Origin of the sequence: Yinghuangia aomiensis, assembly GCF_039542225.1 — a bacterium.
Classification (GTDB): Bacteria; Actinomycetota; Actinomycetes; order Streptomycetales; family Streptomycetaceae; genus Yinghuangia; species Yinghuangia aomiensis.
The window spans coordinates 42,180-61,691 of sequence record NZ_BAABHS010000037.1; the positions used below are offsets into that span (position 1 = coordinate 42,180).

General features: G+C 71.9%; 19 protein-coding genes. 9 read left to right on the forward strand and 10 right to left on the reverse strand.

Going from position 1 to position 19,512, the window contains the following annotated elements; all coding sequences use genetic code 11:
* The first annotated feature begins 26 nt into the window (after positions 1-26).
* Positions 27-1,019, forward strand: coding sequence for a zinc-dependent alcohol dehydrogenase family protein (locus ABEA93_RS34710; RefSeq protein ID WP_345679903.1), 993 nt, complete (start codon positions 27-29; stop codon positions 1,017-1,019).
* Positions 1,020-1,074: 55 nt separating this feature from the next.
* Here the strand turns inward: ABEA93_RS34710 and ABEA93_RS34715 are convergent, their stop codons facing one another.
* From ABEA93_RS34715 to ABEA93_RS34725, 3 genes are all read right to left on the reverse strand, one after another.
* The gene (locus tag ABEA93_RS34715; RefSeq protein WP_345679904.1) at positions 1,075-1,248 is read right to left on the reverse strand and encodes a DUF6461 domain-containing protein; all 174 of its coding nucleotides are present in this window, start codon (positions 1,246-1,248) and stop codon (positions 1,075-1,077) included.
* A gap of 255 nt (positions 1,249-1,503) precedes the next feature.
* Positions 1,504-2,169, reverse strand: a complete 666-nt coding sequence (locus ABEA93_RS34720) for a hypothetical protein (protein WP_345679905.1) — start codon at positions 2,167-2,169, stop codon at positions 1,504-1,506.
* A 3-nt stretch (positions 2,170-2,172) separates the two neighbouring features.
* Positions 2,173-2,925 (reverse strand): RNA polymerase sigma factor, encoded by a 753-nt coding sequence (locus ABEA93_RS34725; protein WP_345679906.1) that lies wholly within the window; start codon positions 2,923-2,925, stop codon positions 2,173-2,175.
* Between the two features lie 282 nt (positions 2,926-3,207).
* Between ABEA93_RS34725 and ABEA93_RS34730 the strand changes: the two genes are divergently transcribed.
* Positions 3,208-3,483, forward strand: coding sequence for a hypothetical protein (locus ABEA93_RS34730; protein WP_345679907.1), 276 nt, complete (start codon positions 3,208-3,210; stop codon positions 3,481-3,483).
* 201 nt (positions 3,484-3,684) lie between these two features.
* Positions 3,685-4,533 carry a hypothetical protein gene (locus tag ABEA93_RS34735; RefSeq protein ID WP_345679908.1) on the forward strand — a complete coding sequence of 283 codons (849 nt, stop codon included), beginning with the start codon at positions 3,685-3,687 and terminating at the stop codon, positions 4,531-4,533.
* Between the two features lie 100 nt (positions 4,534-4,633).
* Here ABEA93_RS34735 and ABEA93_RS34740 read toward each other — a convergent pair whose 3' ends face one another.
* From ABEA93_RS34740 to ABEA93_RS34750, 3 genes are all read right to left on the reverse strand, one after another.
* Positions 4,634-5,590, reverse strand: coding sequence for a DUF4328 domain-containing protein (locus ABEA93_RS34740; RefSeq protein WP_345679909.1), 957 nt, complete (start codon positions 5,588-5,590; stop codon positions 4,634-4,636).
* A gap of 195 nt (positions 5,591-5,785) precedes the next feature.
* The gene (locus tag ABEA93_RS34745; protein ID WP_345679910.1) at positions 5,786-6,142 is read right to left on the reverse strand and encodes a hypothetical protein; all 357 of its coding nucleotides are present in this window, start codon (positions 6,140-6,142) and stop codon (positions 5,786-5,788) included.
* A 152-nt stretch (positions 6,143-6,294) separates the two neighbouring features.
* Positions 6,295-7,224 carry a zinc-binding dehydrogenase gene (locus ABEA93_RS34750; RefSeq protein ID WP_345679911.1) on the reverse strand — a complete coding sequence of 310 codons (930 nt, stop codon included), beginning with the start codon at positions 7,222-7,224 and terminating at the stop codon, positions 6,295-6,297.
* A 91-nt stretch (positions 7,225-7,315) separates the two neighbouring features.
* Between ABEA93_RS34750 and ABEA93_RS34755 the strand changes: the two genes are divergently transcribed.
* Together ABEA93_RS34755 and ABEA93_RS34760 are read left to right on the forward strand one after the other, a co-directional pair.
* On the forward strand, positions 7,316-7,981 hold the full coding sequence (locus ABEA93_RS34755; protein ID WP_345679912.1) for a TetR/AcrR family transcriptional regulator: 666 nt from the start codon (positions 7,316-7,318) through the stop codon (positions 7,979-7,981).
* Positions 7,982-8,059: 78 nt separating this feature from the next.
* Positions 8,060-9,292 carry a metallophosphoesterase gene (locus ABEA93_RS34760; RefSeq protein ID WP_345679913.1) on the forward strand — a complete coding sequence of 411 codons (1,233 nt, stop codon included), beginning with the start codon at positions 8,060-8,062 and terminating at the stop codon, positions 9,290-9,292.
* Positions 9,293-9,370: 78 nt separating this feature from the next.
* On the opposite strand, the gene ABEA93_RS34765 is transcribed toward ABEA93_RS34760, so the two are convergent.
* Positions 9,371-10,159, reverse strand: coding sequence for an SDR family NAD(P)-dependent oxidoreductase (locus ABEA93_RS34765; RefSeq protein ID WP_345679914.1), 789 nt, complete (start codon positions 10,157-10,159; stop codon positions 9,371-9,373).
* A 258-nt stretch (positions 10,160-10,417) separates the two neighbouring features.
* Between ABEA93_RS34765 and ABEA93_RS34770 the strand changes: the two genes are divergently transcribed.
* The 4 genes from ABEA93_RS34770 (at position 10,418) to ABEA93_RS34785 (ending at position 13,710) form a co-directional block, all read left to right on the forward strand.
* A complete protein-coding gene (locus tag ABEA93_RS34770) occupies positions 10,418-11,239 on the forward strand; it encodes an alpha/beta fold hydrolase (protein ID WP_345679915.1) in 822 nt (273 codons plus the stop codon).
* 201 nt (positions 11,240-11,440) lie between these two features.
* Entirely contained in the window at positions 11,441-12,538 is a 1,098-nt protein-coding gene (locus ABEA93_RS34775) for a hypothetical protein (protein ID WP_345679916.1), read from the forward strand.
* Complete coding sequence (locus ABEA93_RS34780) at positions 12,535-12,675, forward strand: hypothetical protein (protein ID WP_345679917.1); 141 nt, start codon at positions 12,535-12,537, stop codon at positions 12,673-12,675. Before ABEA93_RS34775 ends, ABEA93_RS34780 begins: the two co-directional genes overlap by 4 nt.
* Before the next feature lie 423 nt (positions 12,676-13,098).
* Positions 13,099-13,710, forward strand: coding sequence for a class I SAM-dependent methyltransferase (locus ABEA93_RS34785; protein WP_345679918.1), 612 nt, complete (start codon positions 13,099-13,101; stop codon positions 13,708-13,710).
* A 93-nt stretch (positions 13,711-13,803) separates the two neighbouring features.
* Here ABEA93_RS34785 and ABEA93_RS34790 read toward each other — a convergent pair whose 3' ends face one another.
* From ABEA93_RS34790 to ABEA93_RS34800, 3 genes are all read right to left on the reverse strand, one after another.
* Positions 13,804-15,801 (reverse strand): SMI1/KNR4 family protein, encoded by a 1,998-nt coding sequence (locus tag ABEA93_RS34790; protein WP_345679919.1) that lies wholly within the window; start codon positions 15,799-15,801, stop codon positions 13,804-13,806.
* Positions 15,802-15,978: 177 nt separating this feature from the next.
* The gene (locus ABEA93_RS34795) at positions 15,979-17,640 is read right to left on the reverse strand and encodes an FAD-binding oxidoreductase (protein WP_345679920.1); all 1,662 of its coding nucleotides are present in this window, start codon (positions 17,638-17,640) and stop codon (positions 15,979-15,981) included.
* 389 nt (positions 17,641-18,029) lie between these two features.
* On the reverse strand, positions 18,030-19,511 hold the full coding sequence (locus ABEA93_RS34800) for an MFS transporter (protein WP_345679921.1): 1,482 nt from the start codon (positions 19,509-19,511) through the stop codon (positions 18,030-18,032).
* Between the last annotated feature and the right edge of the window lies 1 nt (position 19,512).

The following is a 19,512-nucleotide window of genomic DNA, read 5'->3' on the forward strand; positions in this document are numbered from 1 at the left end:
CCCCAACCTCCCCAAGGAGCTGCGCCATGGCCACCACCGTCCTGTTCCACCAGCACGGCGGACCCGATGTCCTCGCCCTTGCCGATCTCCCGGTCGGCGCGCCCGGCCCCGGCGAACTACGGCTGCGGATCGACGCGATCGGCCTCAACCGTGCCGAAGTCCTGTGGCGCGACGGCAACTACATCGAACCGGTGGCACGGTTCCCCGCCCGCTTGGGCACCGAAGCCGCGGGCACGGTCGACGCCGTCGGCGTCGGGGTCGCCGGATTCACGCCGGGGCAAACCGTCAGCGTCATCCCGGCGTTCTCCCAGAACGACTACGCGGTGTATGCCGACCACGCTCTCGTCCCGGCGTCCGCCGTGATCCCCCGCCCCGACACCGTCGGCGCCGTCGACGGCGCCGCCGTCTGGATGCCGTACCTCACCGCCTACGGCGCCCTCGCCGGCACGCTGGCTCCCGGCGACACCCTCGTCGTCACCGCGGCGTCCAGCAGTGTCGGCCTCGCCGCGCTGCGCGTCGCCCGCCGCCTCGGCGCGACCCCCATCGCCGTCACCCGCACCGACGCCAAGAAGGCCACTCTCTTGGCCCACGGTGCCGCCCACGTCCTCACGAACGACACCCAGGACGTCGCGGCGGCGATCCTCGACCTCACCCACGGCCGCGGCACCGACCACACGTTCGACGCGGTCGCCGGTCCGGGCGTCACGGACCTCGCCCGCACCACCGCCCCCGGCGGCAGCGTCATCGTCTACGGGGCGCTCAGCGGCCGGCCCACGCCGTTCCCCGGCATCGACCTCGGCCTACCCGCGCTCACCCTGCGCACGTTCACCGTCCACGAAGTCACCCGTGACCCCGAACGCCTCCGCCGCGCCCACGCTTTCGTCACCGAAGGCCTCCGCACCGGGGACTTCCAGGCCGTCGTCGACCGCACCTTCCCCCTCACGGCCATCGCCGACGCCCACCGCCACCTCGAATCCGGCACCCAGATAGGCAAGATCGTCGCCACGGTCGAGCACTGACCCGCACAACGGCCGCCGCCCGTTCCCGGGCGGCGGCCGCCACAACCAACCCGCGCTATTCCTCGCCGGGTACGCCCGGCACACGCATCAGCCGGAACTCGGCCTCGGACAGGAACCCCTCGGCAATCCGCACCCCGGTCAGCCTCTCCGCCAGGGCCAGGACGGCCGCTTTCTCGTCGTACCCGTCCGGCCCCCCTTCCCCGTCGACGTCGCAGCCGACTGCCCGCATCAGCGCTCGGCTCCGCCGGTGACCATCGCGGAGACGAAGAATGGCCGGTGAGCGGGTCGCCTCTCGGCGAGTGGCTCACCGAGGCTCCGGCCGAACCGGTATTCCTCGGCGGCGATAGGTAGGGCCCGGGGACACCGGACTCACCGACCGAGCGGTACAACGGCCGAGACCCCAAGCGCATTCCCACCACAGACCGCCGGCCTCGCCCAGGCCTCCGAACGGGTACCGGAACCCCCGTCGGTGCCGCCGACGCCGTCAGGGTGCGGGCGTCTCGGCCGGTACCAGCATCGGGCAGTCCGGCAGCGGAAGTTCGTTGCGCGTGCGGACCCCCGGCAGCCAGCCCTGCGGTGACGTCACGTGGTACCAGCGACCCGACGACATGCCGTGTTCGTCGGTGACCAGCTGACCGTCGCGCACCACGCAGTCGGCGTTCAGGACGTCGCCGTGCCACACGTGGGCCACCACGTTCGCTGCGGTGTACCGGGTGTACGGCGAACGGGCCAGCCCCAGAGCACACTCCAGGGTGCGCAGCGGCCGGCAGGCCTCCTCGACGTTGTAGACGGTGAGGGCGATCCCGGACGGCGGCGGCGGCGCCTGGACCGCGGCCTTGCGGCCGTGGTCGTTCCCGCCGTGCTGCAGCGCGTCGGCGGCGAGTGCCGCCGGCACCAGCGCGGCGGCAACCGCCGCGACCGCGAACGCAACGCGCATGCGTCCTCCCAGCGCGAGGCGGCGCGCTCCCCCCGACGGGTGGGAGCGCGCCGCCTCGTCTTCCCGCGCCGCCGCCTGCAGCCGCGCCATCAAGGCCGGAGGCACCGTGATGGTCTCGGCGCCGCGGCGCAGCAGAGCGCCGATCTGCTCGTCGCTTATCCGCTCGCGCGGATGGCCGGGCGGCGCCGTCGGACCGTGCTGCCGGGATGCCATGGCTCAACCGTCTCCTTGCCCCTCGGAGTTCCCTGGCCGGACGTGCCACCCTTCCGTATCCGGAAGCGGATGGGGGTGCGGCTGCGCGGGCAGCGCGGCGGCGGCCGCGCCGTGCACCTCGCCGCCCGCGCCCTGCACCTCGGCGGCACGTTCCTGCTCGATCAGTGACCGCAGCCGTTCCAGTCCGCGGCGGCGTGTGATGGCCACGGTGCTGCGGTGGGTGCGGATCAGTTGTGCGGCCTCGTCGATCGTGTAGCCCTCCACGTCGACCAGCAGCACCGAGCGCGCCTGCTTGAACGTCAGGCGACGCAGCAGCCGCACCACCTCGACACCGTCCTGGCGTTCCCGCATCAGGGCGTCCTCGCCCGCGGCGGCGTTCGGCAGCCGGCCGCCCCCGGGCCACACGCCTTCGCGGTGCCAGTCGTCGGCCGGTTCACCGGCCGGGAGCTGGCGGCGGTTGCGCCGCCACTGGTCGCGGGCCAGGTTGGCCACGGCGGTGAACGCGTACGCGTACGGCTCCGGGTGGGCCAGGAACCGTTCCGGACGGCGGCCGATCTTCAGGTACGCGTCGTGCACCAGGTCCTGCGCGTGCGCGCCGCCGCCGGTGAGCAGCACCGCGGCACGGTACAGCCGCGGCAGTATGCCGGCGAAGACCGAGTCGAAGACTTCCCGACGCCCCTGCGGCCGGGTGCCGACGGACGTGCCCGCCGGGCCCGGCCCGCCCGGCACCGTGGCCAGTTCATCGGCCGTGTCCATGGTGGCCGCCCCCCGCTCCCCGAGTGTGCTGCGCATGCGGTGCGGCGTCCGCGCCGGCGCGTGTACGAGCGCGCCTGCGTGCGCCTGGGCGCCTGCGTGTGCAATGGACCTCACCCTAGAACGCAAAGTGAGCAAAGCCACACGTAACGTCACCATTGCACGCGAACGAGTGACTGCAGATAGCCCATTCGCGTGTGATGCAGGTCACATGGAAGGCGTCGTCATGGGGGCGGGGTTCGGACGTGTACCCCATGTCCGTCACCACGCGAAAGGAAGACGATCATGCGACTGCGCAACCTGGTGATGACCGTGACCGCCAGTGCCGCCCTCGCCTTCGGCGGCGTGCTTGCCGCCGCCCCGGCGCAGGCCGCCCCGGCGACGGCCGCCTGCGAGCATCCGTGCCACTCGCCCGGGCCGGGCTGGACGTACATCACCGACTACTTCTGGGCGAGCGCCTGCGCCGACACCGGCAACCAGGGCATCGCGACCCACCGCTGGAGCGCCTACCAGTGCACCGGCGGCAGCCCCGTGGAGAACTACGAGCTGTGGGTGCGCTGACCGGGTAAGCCGGACCCCGGCCCGCGGGCGGGCGACTTCGCGCACCGAGGGGGAGCCGCGAGGTCGCGCCTGCGGGCCGGGGTCCGGTGCTTTTGGGGGCGGGGGCGGGGACGGGCCCCGGCGGTCGGAGCGCCCCGGCGGCGCGCTGCGCGAAGATCGAACGCATCGAAGGGCCGACCGCGTCCTGAAATAGGGGGTTTTATGTACGAACTATCAGCAGTCATAGCGGATTTCGACCTGCTGCGCGGCTGTCTCGCAGGCTCGGACTCCGTACCGGTGGCGGCGCTGCGCCAGGGCTTGGGGCTGGTGCCGGCGCGGGACGTGCCGGTGGGCGAGGCATCCGCGTCGGGGGCGAATGAGCCGTCGAGTGCGCCGGGGCCGCTGGAGCCGGACGAGCCCCTCGCCCCGATGTCGCCCGCGTTCGAGGCCGTGGCCGCGGCGTGGTCCCGGCACGGGACGGTGGCGTACGTGGCCGCCGACTTCGCCGGCGGCACAGGATGGCAGGCCGCTGTCGTATGGCGGGCCGGGGCGCGGCTGTGGGGCCCGGCGTACGACACGGAGTTCCGCGGACCGCGTCCGTCTTGGCCGGTCAACCACGCCCTGTCCCTGCTCGGAGCCGTGGCGCACGACCCGGCCTCCCCCGGGTCCGGCCCCGGCTCCCCCGGCGGCACGGAACAGCGTGCCTACGCCGACGTGTTCCACCGGGTCGGCCTCGGCTGGGAACGCGACACCGACGCATGGCGCACCGTGGGCCGCGCCGACCGGGAACGAGGCTATGCGGCCGCGCTGGAGCGGCGAGAAGATGCGTTCCGAACCTACGCCGCAGACGAGGGACGCAGGCAACTCGACCTGCTGCCCGCCGTACTGGACGGCCGCACGATCATGCGGGTGCTCGGCGTCGGCCCCGGCCCTCTGGTCGGCGCGGCGGCCCGGCACCTGAAGGAGTTGGCACAAGGCCAAGGGGCGTTGACCCAGGCGGAAGCAATTGAGGCGCTGCACACCTGGGCCCGCGGCCGGCCTCTCGAACGCGAGGACGACGCGATCGCCTGACCCTGTCATGGGCGAACTCGCGTTGCTGCCGGCGGCAGCAGGCCGCGCCGTGACGCCCACCCGCGTCCCGCGTTGGGCGTCCCGCGTTGGGCGTCCCGCGTCAGCTACCGCTGCCCGCCCCGCTGCTCTCCCCACCGCCCGCCGAGTTCGCGGGGTTGAGCGGAGGCGGAGGCGCCTTGTCCGCCCCCGCCCCGGGGAGCGGCACCGGCACCGGCACCGGCCAATGTCCCAGCGGCGGCAGCCCGCCGTGCCCGGTCCATGCCCACAGTTCGCGTTCGCGGTCCAGCTGCATGACGGTGATGCGCTGCACGACGAGCACGAACAGCACGGCCGCCACCGCGCTGACGAGGGACGCGGCCAGGGACACGTAGCTGTTGTCCCGGAGCGTCGTGAGGGCATCGGGCCGCGCGAACTCGCCGGCTTCGTCGCTGCCGCCCACGAATTCCAGGACGATGCCCAGCTGGAAGACCAGCCACCAAGCGAGGATCAGCGGGAAACGCTCCCGGCGGCCCCGTGAATCACTGCCCTTCCAGATGTCGTTGGCGATGCGCGCCGGGAACCACCAGTTCACGAAGGGGCAGAACCATCCGGCGATCGACCAGCCGGCGGCCAGACCCGGCTGGTACAGGCCGAACAGCGCGACGTTGGCGCGTGCCCGGTAGAACCACACCGTCGCGACCACGGCGGTGATCATGAACCCGAGCACCGTCAGTCCGTACACGTTGTCCGAGAACGTGATCGCGGAGTTCACCGTCTCCAGGTCCTGCTCGGTGCCCCCCGGGAATCCCCCGTCTCCGCTGCCGCGGAGGAGGTCGTCCGCGGCCTCGGCGGTCCGCCACCGGGCAATCGCGTTGAGGACGCCCAGCAGCACATCGACGCCGAGCAGGACCCCCACCGCGATGCCGAGCCCCCGGTTCGCCCGCACCCCGTACAACTGCCGGCCCATGGCCGGCGGGGGCGGAGGCGGCGCCACCCACTTGGTGACGGTGGCGTCCGCCTGCCACCCCGGGGCAGGCCCGCCGGGTCTGTCGCCCGGCGCCTCGCCGTCGTCCGGCATCGCCCACAACTCGGCACCGCAGTTCGTACAGCGGTCCTCGCGCGTGGAACGCGCCTCACACTCCGAACAGATCAACCAAAGCCCCCACCGGAAATCAGCGGCACGCAGCATCCCCCACGGCCGGAAAGTGTGCACCGCATCATTCCGCTTCCGACGAAGATCGTCATCACCGGACGGTTGTCGATCACCGAGTCGTTATCCGACCCGATCCGGCCCGGCGCCGCCGAGGGAGACATCAACCCGTGGCAGCATGGCGTGCACAGCGGGACGATCCTGATGCGTCGCCACGCGAACGGCACGGACTTCCGCCCACGGCGGTGTGTGCGTCTTCACGTAGCCGCGGTCACGCACGGCCGACTCGTTGAAGCTGACATACGGCCGCGACGCGCTTACCAGAAACCAGCCACCACCCATCGTCCACGGCGAGACGGCGATGAGCCCTGCTACTTCCCCGCTCTGCGGACCGCCCAGGAAGGCAAGCAAGCCCAGCACGCCGGCCAGGCCGAGGAAGACCTGCCACAGGTTTCGGTTCGGCACCGTGCGCCAGTTCATGAGGACCGCCCCCCGTCGAGCTTCCGCGCCCCGATCATGATGCGGCCGCTCCCTCGCCGCGTCGAGACGGCACTTCGCCCGGCCGCGGGTCTCCCGCCCCGCGGCACGCCCACGCCACCCAGCGCGCGGTGAGCACCCCTGCCCGCCGCGGCTCAGACGACGTCCAGAACCGCCTTCCCATGCACCGCGCGGCCGAGAAGAGCGTCGACGCCTTCGGCGGCCTTCTCCCACGGGGCCCGCCAGGTGACATGGGGGTCGAGTTCGCCGGCGGCCACCAACGAGGCCAGGAAGGTGAGGTCGGGGGCGAGGTCGGTGCAGCGCAGGAGGAAGAAGCTGACGATGGCCCGGTCGTGGGCTTCGGGTGCGCCGGAGAAGGCGTGCGAGGGGAAGTGCTCGGGGGCGTCGGTGGCGCGGCCTACGGAGACGAGGGTGCCGTGTTCCGCGAGGCGGGCGTACGCGTCGACGAGCTGGGGGCCGCCGACCATGTCCACGACGCCGTCGACGAGTCCGGTCAACTCCTCGGGCGCGCGCACGACTTCGTGGGCGCCGAGGGCCTGGAGGCCGAGGGCATGGGTTGCCGGGTCGCCGGTCGAGGCGATCACGTGGGCGCCCGCGCGGCGGGCGAGTTGGACGGCGTAGCGGCCGACGCCGCCGGTGGCGCCGGTGACGAGTACGCGGCGCCCGAGCAGGGGGCCGAGGCGGCGGAGGGCCCGGAGGGCACTGGCGCCTGCGACCGGAACGGTGGCGATGACGCCCAGGTCGGCGTCGGGCGGCACGGTGCCGAGCCAGGAGGTGTCGACGGCGCGGAGTTCGGCCCACGCGCCATCCCACCCGAGGGTGACGACGGGGGTGCCTGCCGACGGGCCGGAGCCGTCCGCCGCGGCGCGTTCGACGACCCCGGCGGCGTCCCAGCCCGGCACCGACCCGTCGGGGGCTTCGGCGAGGACGTACTTGGCTTCGCCGAAGTTGAGGGACATCGCGTGCACGCGGACGAGGGCCTGGTGGGGAGCCGGTTCGGGGTCGGGGACTTCGCCCAGACGCAGGTTGCGGGGGTGGGAACGGTCGACGAGGAGTGCGCGCATGGCAAGGCCGCCTTTCGTGGGCACCGATTGTGCCACTCAGTGGCAAAAGCCTATCAGCGGCATTCGCTCCTTTGGCTACACTGGCGGCACCATGACTGCCACCGAAGCCGACCGCACCGCCCCGCAACCGTCCCTGCGCGAACGCAAGAAGCTCCGCACCCGCGAAGCACTGATCGGCACCGCACTGGACTTGTTCACCGAACGCGGTTTCGAGGGCGCGACGTTGGACGACCTGTGCAACGCCGTCGAGGTCTCCAAGCGCACGTTCTTCCGCACGTTCGCGAGCAAGGAAGACGTCGTCATGGCGCCGACCCAGGACATGTGGACGGCCTTCACCGAGGAGCTGGAGACCCGCCCCGTCACCGGCGGCGGCACCCTGCTGGCCTTCCTCCAGGATTCGCTGCTCGCCGCCGTCGACCGCATGACCGACGAGGCATGGCCGCGCCGCGTCCGACTCAGCCGCCGCCTCGCCGCGAAGAACCCGTCGATGGACGCCCACGGCCTGCAGTTCTGCGACCACACCATCCGCACGTCCCTCGCGACACTGCGGCGCAGGCTCACCATCGAAGACCCGAACGACCCCCGCCCCCGGCTCGCCCTGGACCTCCTCGCCGCCGCCAACCACTGGGCCCTGGAACGCTGGGTCGAACTCCCCGGCGAACCCGACCGCGACACCTTCACCGCCCAACTCCGCACCGCCTTCGCGGCAATCCCGCAGAGCGTGACCGTCACCGCGACGCCGCGCGCCACGGGCTAGTCGACGCGACCGCAAGGGCCTCGTCAGCCTCGGTCTCTCCTCCGCACCGCACTCCGCCGCGTCTGCGAGACTTGGCGCATGCCGACCGACTCCGACGCCAGGAGCGTCCAGGCGTCCGGCCGGACGCCCACCGACACCCCGCCCCGCCCCCGCGAGGCGAAGCCGCCGCGCGTGCTGCGGCGGCTGGGCGGCGTCGGGGTCCTCCTCCTGGTCCTCGCCCTGCTCTTCCTGCTGCCGTGGTGGACGCTGTTCGGCTCCGGCACCGACTGGCCGCTCCCCGTCTTCGTGACCGGCACCGTCGTCTTCGTCGGCGCCCTGGTCGCCTTCCCGTTCCTGATGTTCACGGGCCATGCCCGGCGCGCGGACCGTGCGGCCCGCATTGCCGACACCACGCTCGGGGTGGCCTGGGTCCTGTTCACCTGGTCGGTGCTCGGCGGCCTTGCACACCTCCTGCTCATCGGTCTCGGCATCGGCGGCGCCGACCGGGCCCGGGTGATCGCATGCGCTGTCGCCGCGGTCTCGGCCGGGCTGCTGGCGTGGGGCCACTACGAAGCGATGCGCGTACCCCGCGTGCGGCAGCTGGACGTTCCCCTGCCCCGGCTCGGCGCGGGCCTCGACGGAACCCGTGTCGTCGTCCTGGCCGACACCCATTACGGCCCGATCGACCGGGCCGCCTGGTCGGCGCGCGTGACCGAGGCCGTCAACCGGCTCGACGCGGACGTGGTGGTCCACGCCGGCGACATCGCCGACGGCACGCCCGCCCAACGCCGCGAGCAGTCCGCGCCCCTCGGCGCGGTCCAGGCGCGACTGGCACGGGTGTACGTCACCGGCAACCACGAGTACCTCGGCGAGGCCCAGGGCTGGCTGGACCGCATGACCGACCTCGGCTGGGAGGCCCTGCACAACCGCCACGTCGTCGTCGAACGCGGCGGCGACCGCCTCGTCCTCGCCGGCGTGGACGACGTCACCGCCCACCACTCCGGACTGGCCGGACACCGCACCGACCTGGACGGCGCCCTGGCAGGCGCGGATCCGGACCTCCCGGTCCTGCTCGTCGCCCACCAGCCCAAGTACATCCCCCAGGCCGCCGCCGCGGGCATCGACCTGCAGATCTCCGGACACACCCACGGCGGCCAGATCTGGCCGTTCGGCCTCCTCGTCCGCCTCGACCAGCCGGTGGTCCAGGGCCTGAGCCACCACGGCGAGCGCACCCGGCTCTACACGAGCCGCGGCACCGGCTTCTGGGGCCCGCCCTTCCGCGTCTTCGCCCCGAGCGAGATCACCCTGCTCACCCTGCGCTCGACGCCCTGACGGGCCCGGGTACGGCCGGCACCGCACCGGCCGAGCGGTGCCGCACGCGGCCGCGAACCCGCGGGTGAAGCGGCGCCGTCACAGAGTGGTGACCAGGCCGCCGTCGACGACGAAGTCCGAACCCGTGATGTTCCCGGCCCGCTCCCCCGCCAGGTAGACCACCAGGTCGGCGACTTCCTCCGGCCGGGTGAACCGGCCGGTGACCGCACCGGATGCGGCCTGTGCCGCGATGTCGTCGGGGGTGTGGCCCGACACCTCGGCGACCGACGCCGCCACCCCGGACTCGCCCAGCCACAGGGCCGTGGCGACCGGGCCGGGGCTGACGGTGTTCACCCGGATGCCCTGCGGGCCGACTTCCTTCGACAGCGCCTTGGAGAAGTTGAGGAGCGCCGCCTTGGCCGCCGAATAGTCGACGACCAGCGGGTCGGGGAGGAAAGCGTTGACCGAGCAGACCGTCACGATGCTCCCGCCGCCCCGCCGCAGCAGGAACGGCAGCGCGGCCCGGGTCGCGCGGACGGCGGCCAGGAAATTGACGGTCAGGGTCGCGGCCCAATCGTCGTCGGTCACCGCGAGGAACCCCGCGGTGCGCGGGCGGACCGCGCCGACGTTGTTGACCAGGATGTCCACGCCGCCGCACGCCTCGGCGGCCACGGCGACCAGCCGGGCCGGGCCGCCCGGTTCGGCAAGGTCGACGGCGAGAGGCACCACCCGGCCGTCGGCGGCGAGGTCCGCCAACTCGTCGGTGACCGAGCGGGACCCGGCGACCACCCGGGCGCCCTCCGCGACGAGCGCGCGGGTCACGGCCAGGCCGATGCCGCGCCCGGCACCCGTGACGACGGCCGTCTTGCCGGTGATTCCGAGATCCATGACGGGGCCCTTTCCGCACATCGGCAATCCCCCACGCCCCCGCGTCGGAGCCCGGCAGACGCCCGGCCCCACGCGGAAGGACGCGTCCAGGTTGCCCGGATTTCCCTGAACCGAACATCCACGCGACTGCCGAGGATGCGTGCCCTCGGCGGCGGGCCGCCCGCGACACGCGGCCCGAGTGCCCGGAGCAATCCCCGTGACGGATCCGATGCGTCGGCTTAGCGTGGGCGAAACGCCACCCCATTTGGAGGAGCAGCCATGCCGGTGATCACGACGAAGGACGGCACCGAGATCTTCTACAAGGACTGGGGTGCCGGCCGTCCGGTCGTGTTCTCGCACGGCTGGCCGCTGAACGCGGACGCCTGGGATCCGCAGGCGCACCTGGTCGCGTCGCACGGCTATCGGGCGATCGCGCACGACCGACGCGGGCACGGCCGGTCGTCGCAGCCATGGGACGGCAACTTCATGGACCAGTACGCCGACGACCTCGCCGAACTGATCGAGCACCTCGACCTGCACGACGCGGTCCTGGTCGGCCACTCCACCGGCGGCGGCGAAGTCGTCCGCTACCTGGCCCGGCACGGCACCGGACGCGTCGCCAAAGCCGTCCTCCTCGGCGCCGTCCCGCCGCTGATGCTGCAGACCGACGCCAACCCCGACGGCGTCCCGATGGACGCCCTCGACGGCATCCGCGCCGCCATCGCAGGCGACCGCTCGCAGTTCTACAAGGACCTCTCCGAAGCCTTCTACGGCTTCAACCGCCCGGGGGCCGCCGTCTCCCAGGGCAAGCGCGACGAGTTCTGGCTCGGCGGCATGCAGGTCGGCTTCAAGGCGGCCTACGACTGCGTCAAGGCCTTCTCCGAAACGGACTTCACCGACGACCTCCCGAAGATCGACATCCCGGTCCTCGTCGCCCACGGCGACGACGACCAGATGGTCCCCATCACAACCTCCGGCCTGCGCAGCGCCGAACTGCTGCCGAAGGCCACCCTGCGCGTGTACGAAGGAGCCCCGCACGGCCTGAACGGCGCCTTCGAACAGGCCTTCAACACCGACTTGCTGGCGTTCCTCGCCGACTGATCCGCATCGAGTGGTCGGTGGCGGTGCGGCCCTCACCCGGGGCCACACCGCCACCACACCGAACCGGCAACGGCACTCACAGCCGAACTGGGGCGGCTTGCCGGACCGCGCCTCCTCGCCGGAGTACAACGGCTGCCGGAGAGGCCCCGGGCGCCAGCCGGCAGACCTGCGTTGTCGGTCGGATATGAACAATGGCAGGACATGACGATCACCGATGTACTCGACGGCCTGGACGCGGTCGACTGGGCCGCACTCCAGCACGCCTACGGATCCGCAGAGGACGTCCCGAGGCTGCTCCGGGCGCTGCGCGCGGACGACGCCGCGGCCCGCGAGAAGGCACTGCACGCGCTGTACGGCAACATCTTTCACCAAGGCTCCCGTTATGAAGCCTCCGCATACGCTGTGCCCTTCCTTGTCGGCTTGGCCGCCGACGCGGACACACGGGATCGGGCTGCGATCCTCGGTCTGATCGGCTCGCTTACGGTCGGCTACGACGAAGCCCACCTCCCGCAGGGCCTGGACATCGACGGCTGGCGGGCGGAGATCGAGGAACTGCGCTCCGGAGACCGCGAGGAGATGCGGCGACGCGTCGAGGAATGGGTGGACGAGGCAGTCGACGATGGAGACCGCCGGGTACGGGAAATGCGGCTGCACATGTTCGACCCCGACGGGTCATACGAGTACGCGCGCCACGAGTTGGCGGTCTACGACGCGGTGCGTGCACACGTCCCGCAGTTGCTCGCGCTCCTCGACGATCCCGACGCGGCAGTGCGCACCGGCGCGGTCTACGTGCTGGCCTGGTTCCCCGAAGAGGCGGGGCTGATCGTGCCCCGCCTGCATGTACTGCTCGCCGAGGAGCAACTGCCCGCGGTGGCGGCCTGTGCCCTGCTTGCCGTCGCGCTGGTGACCGACGCAGAGGACGCCGAGACGATCGGCATCCTGCGGCAACGACTGCGCGCCAAAGAGCCGTTGCAGTGCTGGTCCGCCGCGGTCGGCTTGGCCCGACTGGGCGCGGCGGACGCCGACGTGGTCGCGATTCTGGCGGCGGCGGTTGTCGAGCCGCCCGCACAGGACGGCCCCGGTGTGCCGTTCCAGAGCGGGGACCTGCGGGGCTACACGTCGGTCGCACTGGCCGCCGTGGACCGGACCGTGGCGGCCGGGGCACTGGACGCGCTGCTCGCCGGCCTGGCCGGACCTCGGGGCCTTCGGCGTTCGCGGTCACCTCGGCGGTGCTCTACGTCGCCTTCGGCGCCGACAAACCACGGCCGCTGCCCCCATACGGCGAACTCGACGACGTGACCCGCAAAGTCGTGCACGGCTTGGCCGAAATGGACGCGAACACGTGGCAGTGGGGCAACTTCACGATGATGCTCAGCCCCTACAACCTCCCTACCAATCGAGCGGCGTGCAGGCGGTACGCCGGACTGAGCGGGTAGTGCGTGTCGGCGCCGAGGTCCCCGAGGCGGCGCCCGAATCCGTCTGACGTCGGCCGTTGCATCCCCCCGAGGGAATGTGTCGGCGCGGCCGCGCTCTCGACGACTACCCGCCCGCGTACGGGGCCTGGCGGAACACCCACACCGCCGGCCCCGACACACGTCACGGCGGCAGTGAACCCCTCAGCGCTACCGCCGTGCCTGTGCAACCGCCGCCTCGCTCATAGGCCAAACCGCAAGGCACGGCCCGCTCGTCGCGGTCTCCCACGTCGGCCCTCCGGGTGCGGAAACCCAATCCCCTCGCGGCCCCTAAGACTTCGAGCACACCGCACGGACCGGCCGGCCACAGTGCACCACCGAAGCGTGAAGTCCGGGTCTGTCGGCCGAACCCCCGTAACCTGCCGGGCGCCGTCATCGTTGGAACGGGTGTTCGACTGTCTGGGAGGTGCGCAATCCGCGGTCGGCTTGGCCGAACTCGCCAACCGTGCGCCCGAACGGGCCGGGCTGCTTCTCCACGGGTCCCTCGACACGCTGCCGGACGACACCGCATATCCGGTCGTGGTCGGCATCCAGGTGTTCCAGCACGGCACCCGCGACCAAGCCCGCGGCATCCTCGCCGCGGCCCTGCGCCGAGTGGCACCCGGCGGACTGTTCTGCGTGCGGGTCAATGCGGTCGGCACGGACATCGTGCGGGCGCACGACGTGATCGGCGAGCACGACGACGGCTCCCTCACGGTGCGCTACCGCGCGGGCGGCCACCGGGCCGACAAAGCCGGTCTCGCCGTGCACTTCTACTCCGAGACCGAACTTGCCGAGCTGCCGGCCGATTGCGAACCTGTGCTCCCGATCCGGCTCACCCGCCGCGAACGGCCCCGGAGCAGGGCGGGAGCCGGGCGCAGTGGGAGGCCATCGTGCGCGTCCCCCGACGACCGTAGGCGGCCGATGACCGACCGTTCGCCGCCGGAACCGCCCTGCTGCCGCGACAAGAGTGGCTTGCCGCGTTCCCGCGCCGCTACGTTGCCGCCCCAGTGCTGGTGACCGACCCCGACGGCTGGGTTTTCCTGCTCGATGTGGACTGGTGCGCGGGCCGCAAGTTCCGATATTCCTCACGGACCGACGCGGCGCAGGCTCTCATTCTCGGCTCGCGCGCTCTTGCACCGTGATGCTGATCCACCGGTCCCCCGCTCGGGGTCCACGGGACCAGCTGATCGTTTCGAACGAGTGCAAGCGTCCTTGGAGCAGGGCGAAGCGGGGCAGGGCCACGCCGAACTCGTCGGCTACCGCTTGGAGTACGCGCCGGTGGGTGGCCTCGCCTGCGTCCGCGGAATCGGCGGAATCGGCGGATTCGACAGACTCGGCGGACACGGCCGGCAGCCTGTCCGGGTCGAATGCCTCGGGCAACGTGCCGACGCGATGCACGAGAGGAGGACGGTGCGGTTCGGTCCCGTGATGCGGTGATTCGACCGTCAGGGCACCTTCGATTTCTCCCCCTCGGGCCACCGAGATGTGGAACGAGAACGACTCGGTCGGTGCCTGCGCGTGCGCCGTCGGTTGGCGTACGAACGTGCACCAGACCACGACGGCTCGCCCGTCCGGCGTCGCGCGGGACGCGGGGATCGCCGGGCTGCGGAGGCGGTCCGCGTTCGGGGGCGCGTACTCGTCCGCGAACGCGAAGCTCCATCCGGGGCCCGCGCGTCCAACCCTCATCAAGGCGCGGTCGTCCCACGGGTTTCGGGCTCGTCGGTTCCCCGACTCGTGTCGGCGGCGCTGCAGTTCGTGCGCCGTGGCGGGAGCCGCGAGTCCGTCCTGGTCCTCATGCCCGAGCAATTCCACGAGGCGTTCCGGGTCGACGCCTTCCACCAGGACGAGCCGGTAGCCCTCCCTCCACCACCCTTCCCGCGTGGCGAGCCAGTCCAGGCCCGGCGGGTCCAGGTCGGGCACCGGCTCCGGCATCGGACCGGCGCGGCCGGCGCGTGGCGTGGCCAGCAGTTCCCGGCCGCGTTCGCGTGTCACCACGGGGGTGAGCAGCGGGTCGGCGAGTAGGCCGAGGGGCGCGAGGATCCCTTCGGCGGGCGGTTCCCAGTGCGGCAGACCGTCTCGGATGAGCCGCCACGCCCCGTCGGTGTCGCCCCACCGGGCGAGTTCGCGGGCGCGGGCGACGAAGGCGCCGAAAGCGCCGCCGGGTTCGTAGACGTAGGTGCCGTCGGCGATGCTCGTGGCCAGGTCGCGAACCTCGGCCGGCTGCCGCTGCACCACCTCGTGCGGGGGTGGCCAGCCGCGCTCGAACTGGGCGGCCAGGTAGACGGGGAGGGCCTCCCCCCGATCGGCCGGGGCCAGGGGCGGGTGGTACAGCCCCAGCCTGCGGTCACCGGTCAGGAAGGCATCCAGCCGAACCAGCAGTTCGCGTGCTCCGGGTCGGCCGTAGGCCGCTGCCTCGGCAAAGATGTTCGCCGCCCGTTCCCAGCGTCCCGCGTACGCCTCCTCGCGGCCGAACTCCAACGCAGCGTCCAGCGCCTCGGTGGTCTCGTTGACCATCCCGTGGTCCGCGGCCAGCGCGTGGAACTGCCGGTACCTGTCACGCATGAATGCCCGGAAGGACGCGAAGCGTTCGGCGCCTACGCCCGACCAGCTGTGACAGATGTAGACCGCCCATTCGCCGTCCGCACCGACGTCACCCGGGTCGAGGACCAGGATCCCCGCGTCCACCTCCAGGCCGAGGCGCACTGCCCGATGCCACATCCCGTGCCGGTGAAGCACCTCCTCGGATGGCTCCGGGCCTTCCAGCATCCAATCGTCGAAGCCGGTGTACCGCTCGGCCTCGGCCTCGTCCAACGGCGCCAGTTCGGCCGTGCCGGCCAGGCGCATGACGAAGTTGCCGGCGTTCAGCCAGCCGTCGGTGACTTTCAGGAACGACCGCAGCGACGGCGGCAGCCGGTGGCCGATCCGCGCTTCGGCGGCGGTCAGCCGCTCCTCGTCGGCGCCGGGGAACCCCAGCCAGCGCTGTCGCAGGGCTGTCGGCCCGTACGCGCCGAGGTACCCGACGCCGTCGGACACCTGGGCGTCCGCCCACTCCTCGCTCCAACGCCGAAGGAAACCGGTCCAGTTGTCACACTGGTCACGCTCGTCCATGCCCGGGATGCTCGCAGTCACCACCGACACCCCGAAGGCACCTCGGTGCGCGTCGGGCGCCGAGGGCCGCGGCACTGCGGCACTGCGGCACCCCGGACGGACGCCCCCCGCCGCCTGGAAGCTCCGCAAACGAACGGTCGTCCTCCAGACGACGGGGGCACGGCACACGGCCTCCGCCTACGACCGCCGGATCGGCACGATCGACTGCTTGTGGTGGAAGCGGTTCTGCGGATCCCAGATGGTCTTGGTGCGCTGCAGGCGCGGGTAGTTGTCCTTGTAGTACAGGTGCGGGTAGCGCGGGGCCGGGTCCGTGGCGATGCCGAGGTCGACGTCGGGGTAGTTGACGTACGCGCCGTCCGTGGTGCGGTCGTGCTCCGCGTCGCTGATCTCCGGGACGCCGTCGGTGTCCGCGTAGACGTCGGTGTAGAAGCCCCGCAGGAATTCCACGTGCGCCGAGTCCTGCGCCGGGTCGGTCCAATACGACTGGTACTGCAGCTTCATGCACGAGTCCCGCTGCGGCACGGCGGTGGCCCGCGGGGCGACCGCGTTGACGCGGCAGCCGTACGAGTCGATCTGGACGAGCGTCTGGGTCAGGTCCACGCCCGGGTCGTCCCGGGTGAGCCAGGTCCACATCGCGGCGATCTGGTCGTCGGTGAAGGGCTTCCGGTGGTACGCGGACTTGTACTTTCCGCGCTGGTTCGGCCCGGAGCCGTTGAGGGTCTGGGTGGCTTGGAGCCACGGCATCCGGCGGCGCTTCTCCGGCAGCGGCAGGAACGTGCCGCCTACTTCGGACACCTGCATCATCGAGCCGGTGGTCAGACCCGATTCGAGCGCCCGGAGGTAGGCGTCCAGGGGCGCGACGTCCTCGGCGACCCACTGGCTGGAGACGACGACGTTGCCGTTCGTCTTGTGCGGGAGCTTCAGGATGCTGAAGAGCTGGTTGTAGACCTGCTCGTCGGGCCCGCTGTGGGCGGCGAAGAACTCGCCGAAGTTCCGCAGGAGCCGCTCGAAGTCGTCCGGGCGGTTCACCAGGTCGGCCCACGGCCAGGCGATGCTGCTCAGCCACATGCGCGGCGGGGGCTTCGGCAGCTCCTCGCTGAAGTAGTAGCGCATGACGACGCCGAAGTTGCCGCCCCCGCCGCCGGTGTGCGCCCAGAACAGGTTTGCGGTGTCGGAGTGTTCGGGGTCCGAGCGGTGCGCCGCGGTCACCTCGACGCGGCCGTCCTTGACCGTGACGACGTCGACCTGGACCAGGTAGTCGACGGTGAGCCCGTCGCGGCGGGACATGATCCCGTACCCGCCGCCGCAGATGTGGCCGCCGGCGCCGACCGAATAGCACGACCCGGCCGGGATCGTCACCCCGAACTTGCGGAACAGCGCGGTGTAGACGTCCCAGTTGGTGGCGCCCGATTCGACGCAGTAGGCGGATCGGCCGTACTTGTCCTTGGTGCGGTAGACGCCCTTCATGCTGCTCACGTCGAGGATGGCGCCACCGGTGTTCTCGACGAAGTCCTCGTAGCAGTGGCCGCCGCTCCGCACTGTCGGCCGCAGGCCGCGCTCCAGCGCCTCGCGTACCGCGGCGACGGCGTTGTCGTCGTCGGTGACGAGCTGGATGTAGCGCGGATCGCTGGTCCATCGCTGGTTGAACCCCTGGCTGAGGGTCTCGTAGCGCCCGTCCCCGGGCAGCACGTGCAGGCCGCTGTCGTCGACGGGGCGGGCCGAGGGGACCCGGACGGGGTCCGCGACCGCCGGCCCGGCGCCCGACGCGCCGAGCGTCACCCCGCCGACGACGGCTCCCGCGGCACTCAGGAGTCCGCGTCGTGACACACCGTTTTGCATGCGCTGCATCTCCTTCGCCCGCCGGAGCCGCGAAGTTCCGGCGAATCGCGCTCACCCGACGATCCACCCGATTGCCACCAACCGGATATTCGTCGGAAAACGCATCCGAAGCTAGCAGCCGCCCGCACCCCGGATCCGGCGACGCGCGGCCATCCGCCGAGGCCCCCTCGTTCGGCTCTGCGGCAGGCGGGCCTTACCGGGGCCAATGCTCGCGCCCGCCGACGAAGTGAGGCCTCCGGTCGATGTGTTGCCGACGGGGAAAAGCGCGGCAGGCCGGCTCGCGGAGTCGGACCCGTGCCCTGGGGCGCCGATCCGGCGGCTCCGGGAATTCGTCTCGCGCGGCCCGCCGTCCTTGGCAACGCCGAATCCGACTCCGCCCCCGCCCGTGGTCAACGGCTGTTCACGGAAGTGTCGTTCGAGGTGGTGATCGCACCCGGCTCGGCGAGGCCTCGCGGTGCGGCGGGGCCGTCCGCGGAGCCTTCGGCGGGCTTGGAGTTCGCCAGCCACAAGCCGGTGAACACCGCGGTGGCCAAGGTGACGGCACCGGCGGCGAGGAAGGCGCTGTCGAGACCGGCCTCAAGGGATGCGCCGCCCGATTGCCGGGAGTGGACGACGGCTCCGAGCAGCGCCACGCCGAGCACCGCGCCGATCTGCCGGGTGGTGCTGCTGATGCCTGACGCGAGGCCGCCTTCCCGCGAGCTGACGGCCTGGATCGCGGCGCCCGTCAAGGGCGACATGGCGAGGGCGAAGCCGGTGCCGACGAGTCCCAGCCGCCACCACACGTTCCCGTAGCCGGTGTCGGCGTGCACCATGCCGAGCGCCAGCAGTCCCAGGCCTGCCAGGGCCAGACCGGCGGCGGCCACGATACGGAATCCGTACCGGGCGGCGAGGCGGCCGGCGTACGGGCTGACGACCACCATGGCCAGGGACACCGGCAGGGTCTGGAGCCCGGCGCGCAGGATCGAGCTGCCCTGGACGTACACGAAGAACTGGGAGAAGAAGAACGACGAGCCCATCAGCGCGAACCCCACCACGACCATGGCGGTGTTGGCGACGGTGAACAGCCGCTGCCGGAACAGCCGAAGCGGCAGCATCGGGGCGGAACGGCGCGCTTCGACGGCGACGAAGGCCGCCAGCAGGATCAGCGCGGCGGCGAAGCCGCCCAGGATCACCGGCGACGTCCACCCTCGGGCACCACCCTCGATCAGCACGAAGGTCAGCACCCCCACCCCCGCGACGGACAGCACCGTGCCCGGGATGTCGATCGCGGGCGCGCTCGCATTACGGCTCTCCTCGAGGCCGCGCATTCCGACCAGCAGAAGAACCATGCCGATGGGCAGATTGACCAGGAAGATGGCGGGCCAGCCGAAGGCATCCGTCAGCACTCCGCCCGCCACGGGGCCGGCGGCCAGACCGATCCCGCTGAATCCGGCCCACAGGCCGATCGCCTTGACGCGTTCTTGTGGCGCGGGACAGGCGGCGACGAGCAGGGCCAGCGAGGCCGGGCTCAGCGCCGCGGCGCCGATACCCTGCAGCACCCGGCCGGCGACCAGCCAGCCGAGCGACGGTGCGAGGCTGCACAGCAACGAGGCTGCGGTGAACACCGCGACTCCGGTCAGGTACACCCGTTTGCGGCCGAACCGGTCGGCGAAGATGCCGCCGGACAGCAGCAGCATGGCGACCAGCAGCACGTAGGCGTCGACGATCCACTGCAGACCGGACAGTTGAGTGTGCAGCCGCTGCTGCATATCGGGCAGCGCCGCTCCGACAATCGTGTTGTCGAGCAGCACCATGAATTGGCCCAGACAGGTCACCGCGAGCAGCACGGCCCGGTTTGACCGGCTGTCGGCCGTCGCATGCGATGCAGCCACG

Coding starts and splice junctions, on each gene's coding strand:
- ABEA93_RS34710 (WP_345679903.1), top strand. CDS start 27: ATGGCCACCACCGTCCTGTTCCACCAGCACGGCGGACCCGATGTCCTC.
- ABEA93_RS34715 (WP_345679904.1), bottom strand. CDS start 1,248: ATGCGGGCAGTCGGCTGCGACGTCGACGGGGAAGGGGGGCCGGACGGG.
- ABEA93_RS34720 (WP_345679905.1), bottom strand. CDS start 2,169: ATGGCATCCCGGCAGCACGGTCCGACGGCGCCGCCCGGCCATCCGCGC.
- ABEA93_RS34725 (WP_345679906.1), bottom strand. CDS start 2,925: ATGGACACGGCCGATGAACTGGCCACGGTGCCGGGCGGGCCGGGCCCG.
- ABEA93_RS34730 (WP_345679907.1), top strand. CDS start 3,208: ATGCGACTGCGCAACCTGGTGATGACCGTGACCGCCAGTGCCGCCCTC.
- ABEA93_RS34735 (WP_345679908.1), top strand. CDS start 3,685: ATGTACGAACTATCAGCAGTCATAGCGGATTTCGACCTGCTGCGCGGC.
- ABEA93_RS34740 (WP_345679909.1), bottom strand. CDS start 5,590: ATGCCGGACGACGGCGAGGCGCCGGGCGACAGACCCGGCGGGCCTGCC.
- ABEA93_RS34745 (WP_345679910.1), bottom strand. CDS start 6,142: ATGAACTGGCGCACGGTGCCGAACCGAAACCTGTGGCAGGTCTTCCTC.
- ABEA93_RS34750 (WP_345679911.1), bottom strand. CDS start 7,224: ATGCGCGCACTCCTCGTCGACCGTTCCCACCCCCGCAACCTGCGTCTG.
- ABEA93_RS34755 (WP_345679912.1), top strand. CDS start 7,316: ATGACTGCCACCGAAGCCGACCGCACCGCCCCGCAACCGTCCCTGCGC.
- ABEA93_RS34760 (WP_345679913.1), top strand. CDS start 8,060: ATGCCGACCGACTCCGACGCCAGGAGCGTCCAGGCGTCCGGCCGGACG.
- ABEA93_RS34765 (WP_345679914.1), bottom strand. CDS start 10,159: ATGGATCTCGGAATCACCGGCAAGACGGCCGTCGTCACGGGTGCCGGG.
- ABEA93_RS34770 (WP_345679915.1), top strand. CDS start 10,418: ATGCCGGTGATCACGACGAAGGACGGCACCGAGATCTTCTACAAGGAC.
- ABEA93_RS34775 (WP_345679916.1), top strand. CDS start 11,441: ATGACGATCACCGATGTACTCGACGGCCTGGACGCGGTCGACTGGGCC.
- ABEA93_RS34790 (WP_345679919.1), bottom strand. CDS start 15,801: ATGGACGAGCGTGACCAGTGTGACAACTGGACCGGTTTCCTTCGGCGT.
- ABEA93_RS34795 (WP_345679920.1), bottom strand. CDS start 17,640: ATGCAAAACGGTGTGTCACGACGCGGACTCCTGAGTGCCGCGGGAGCC.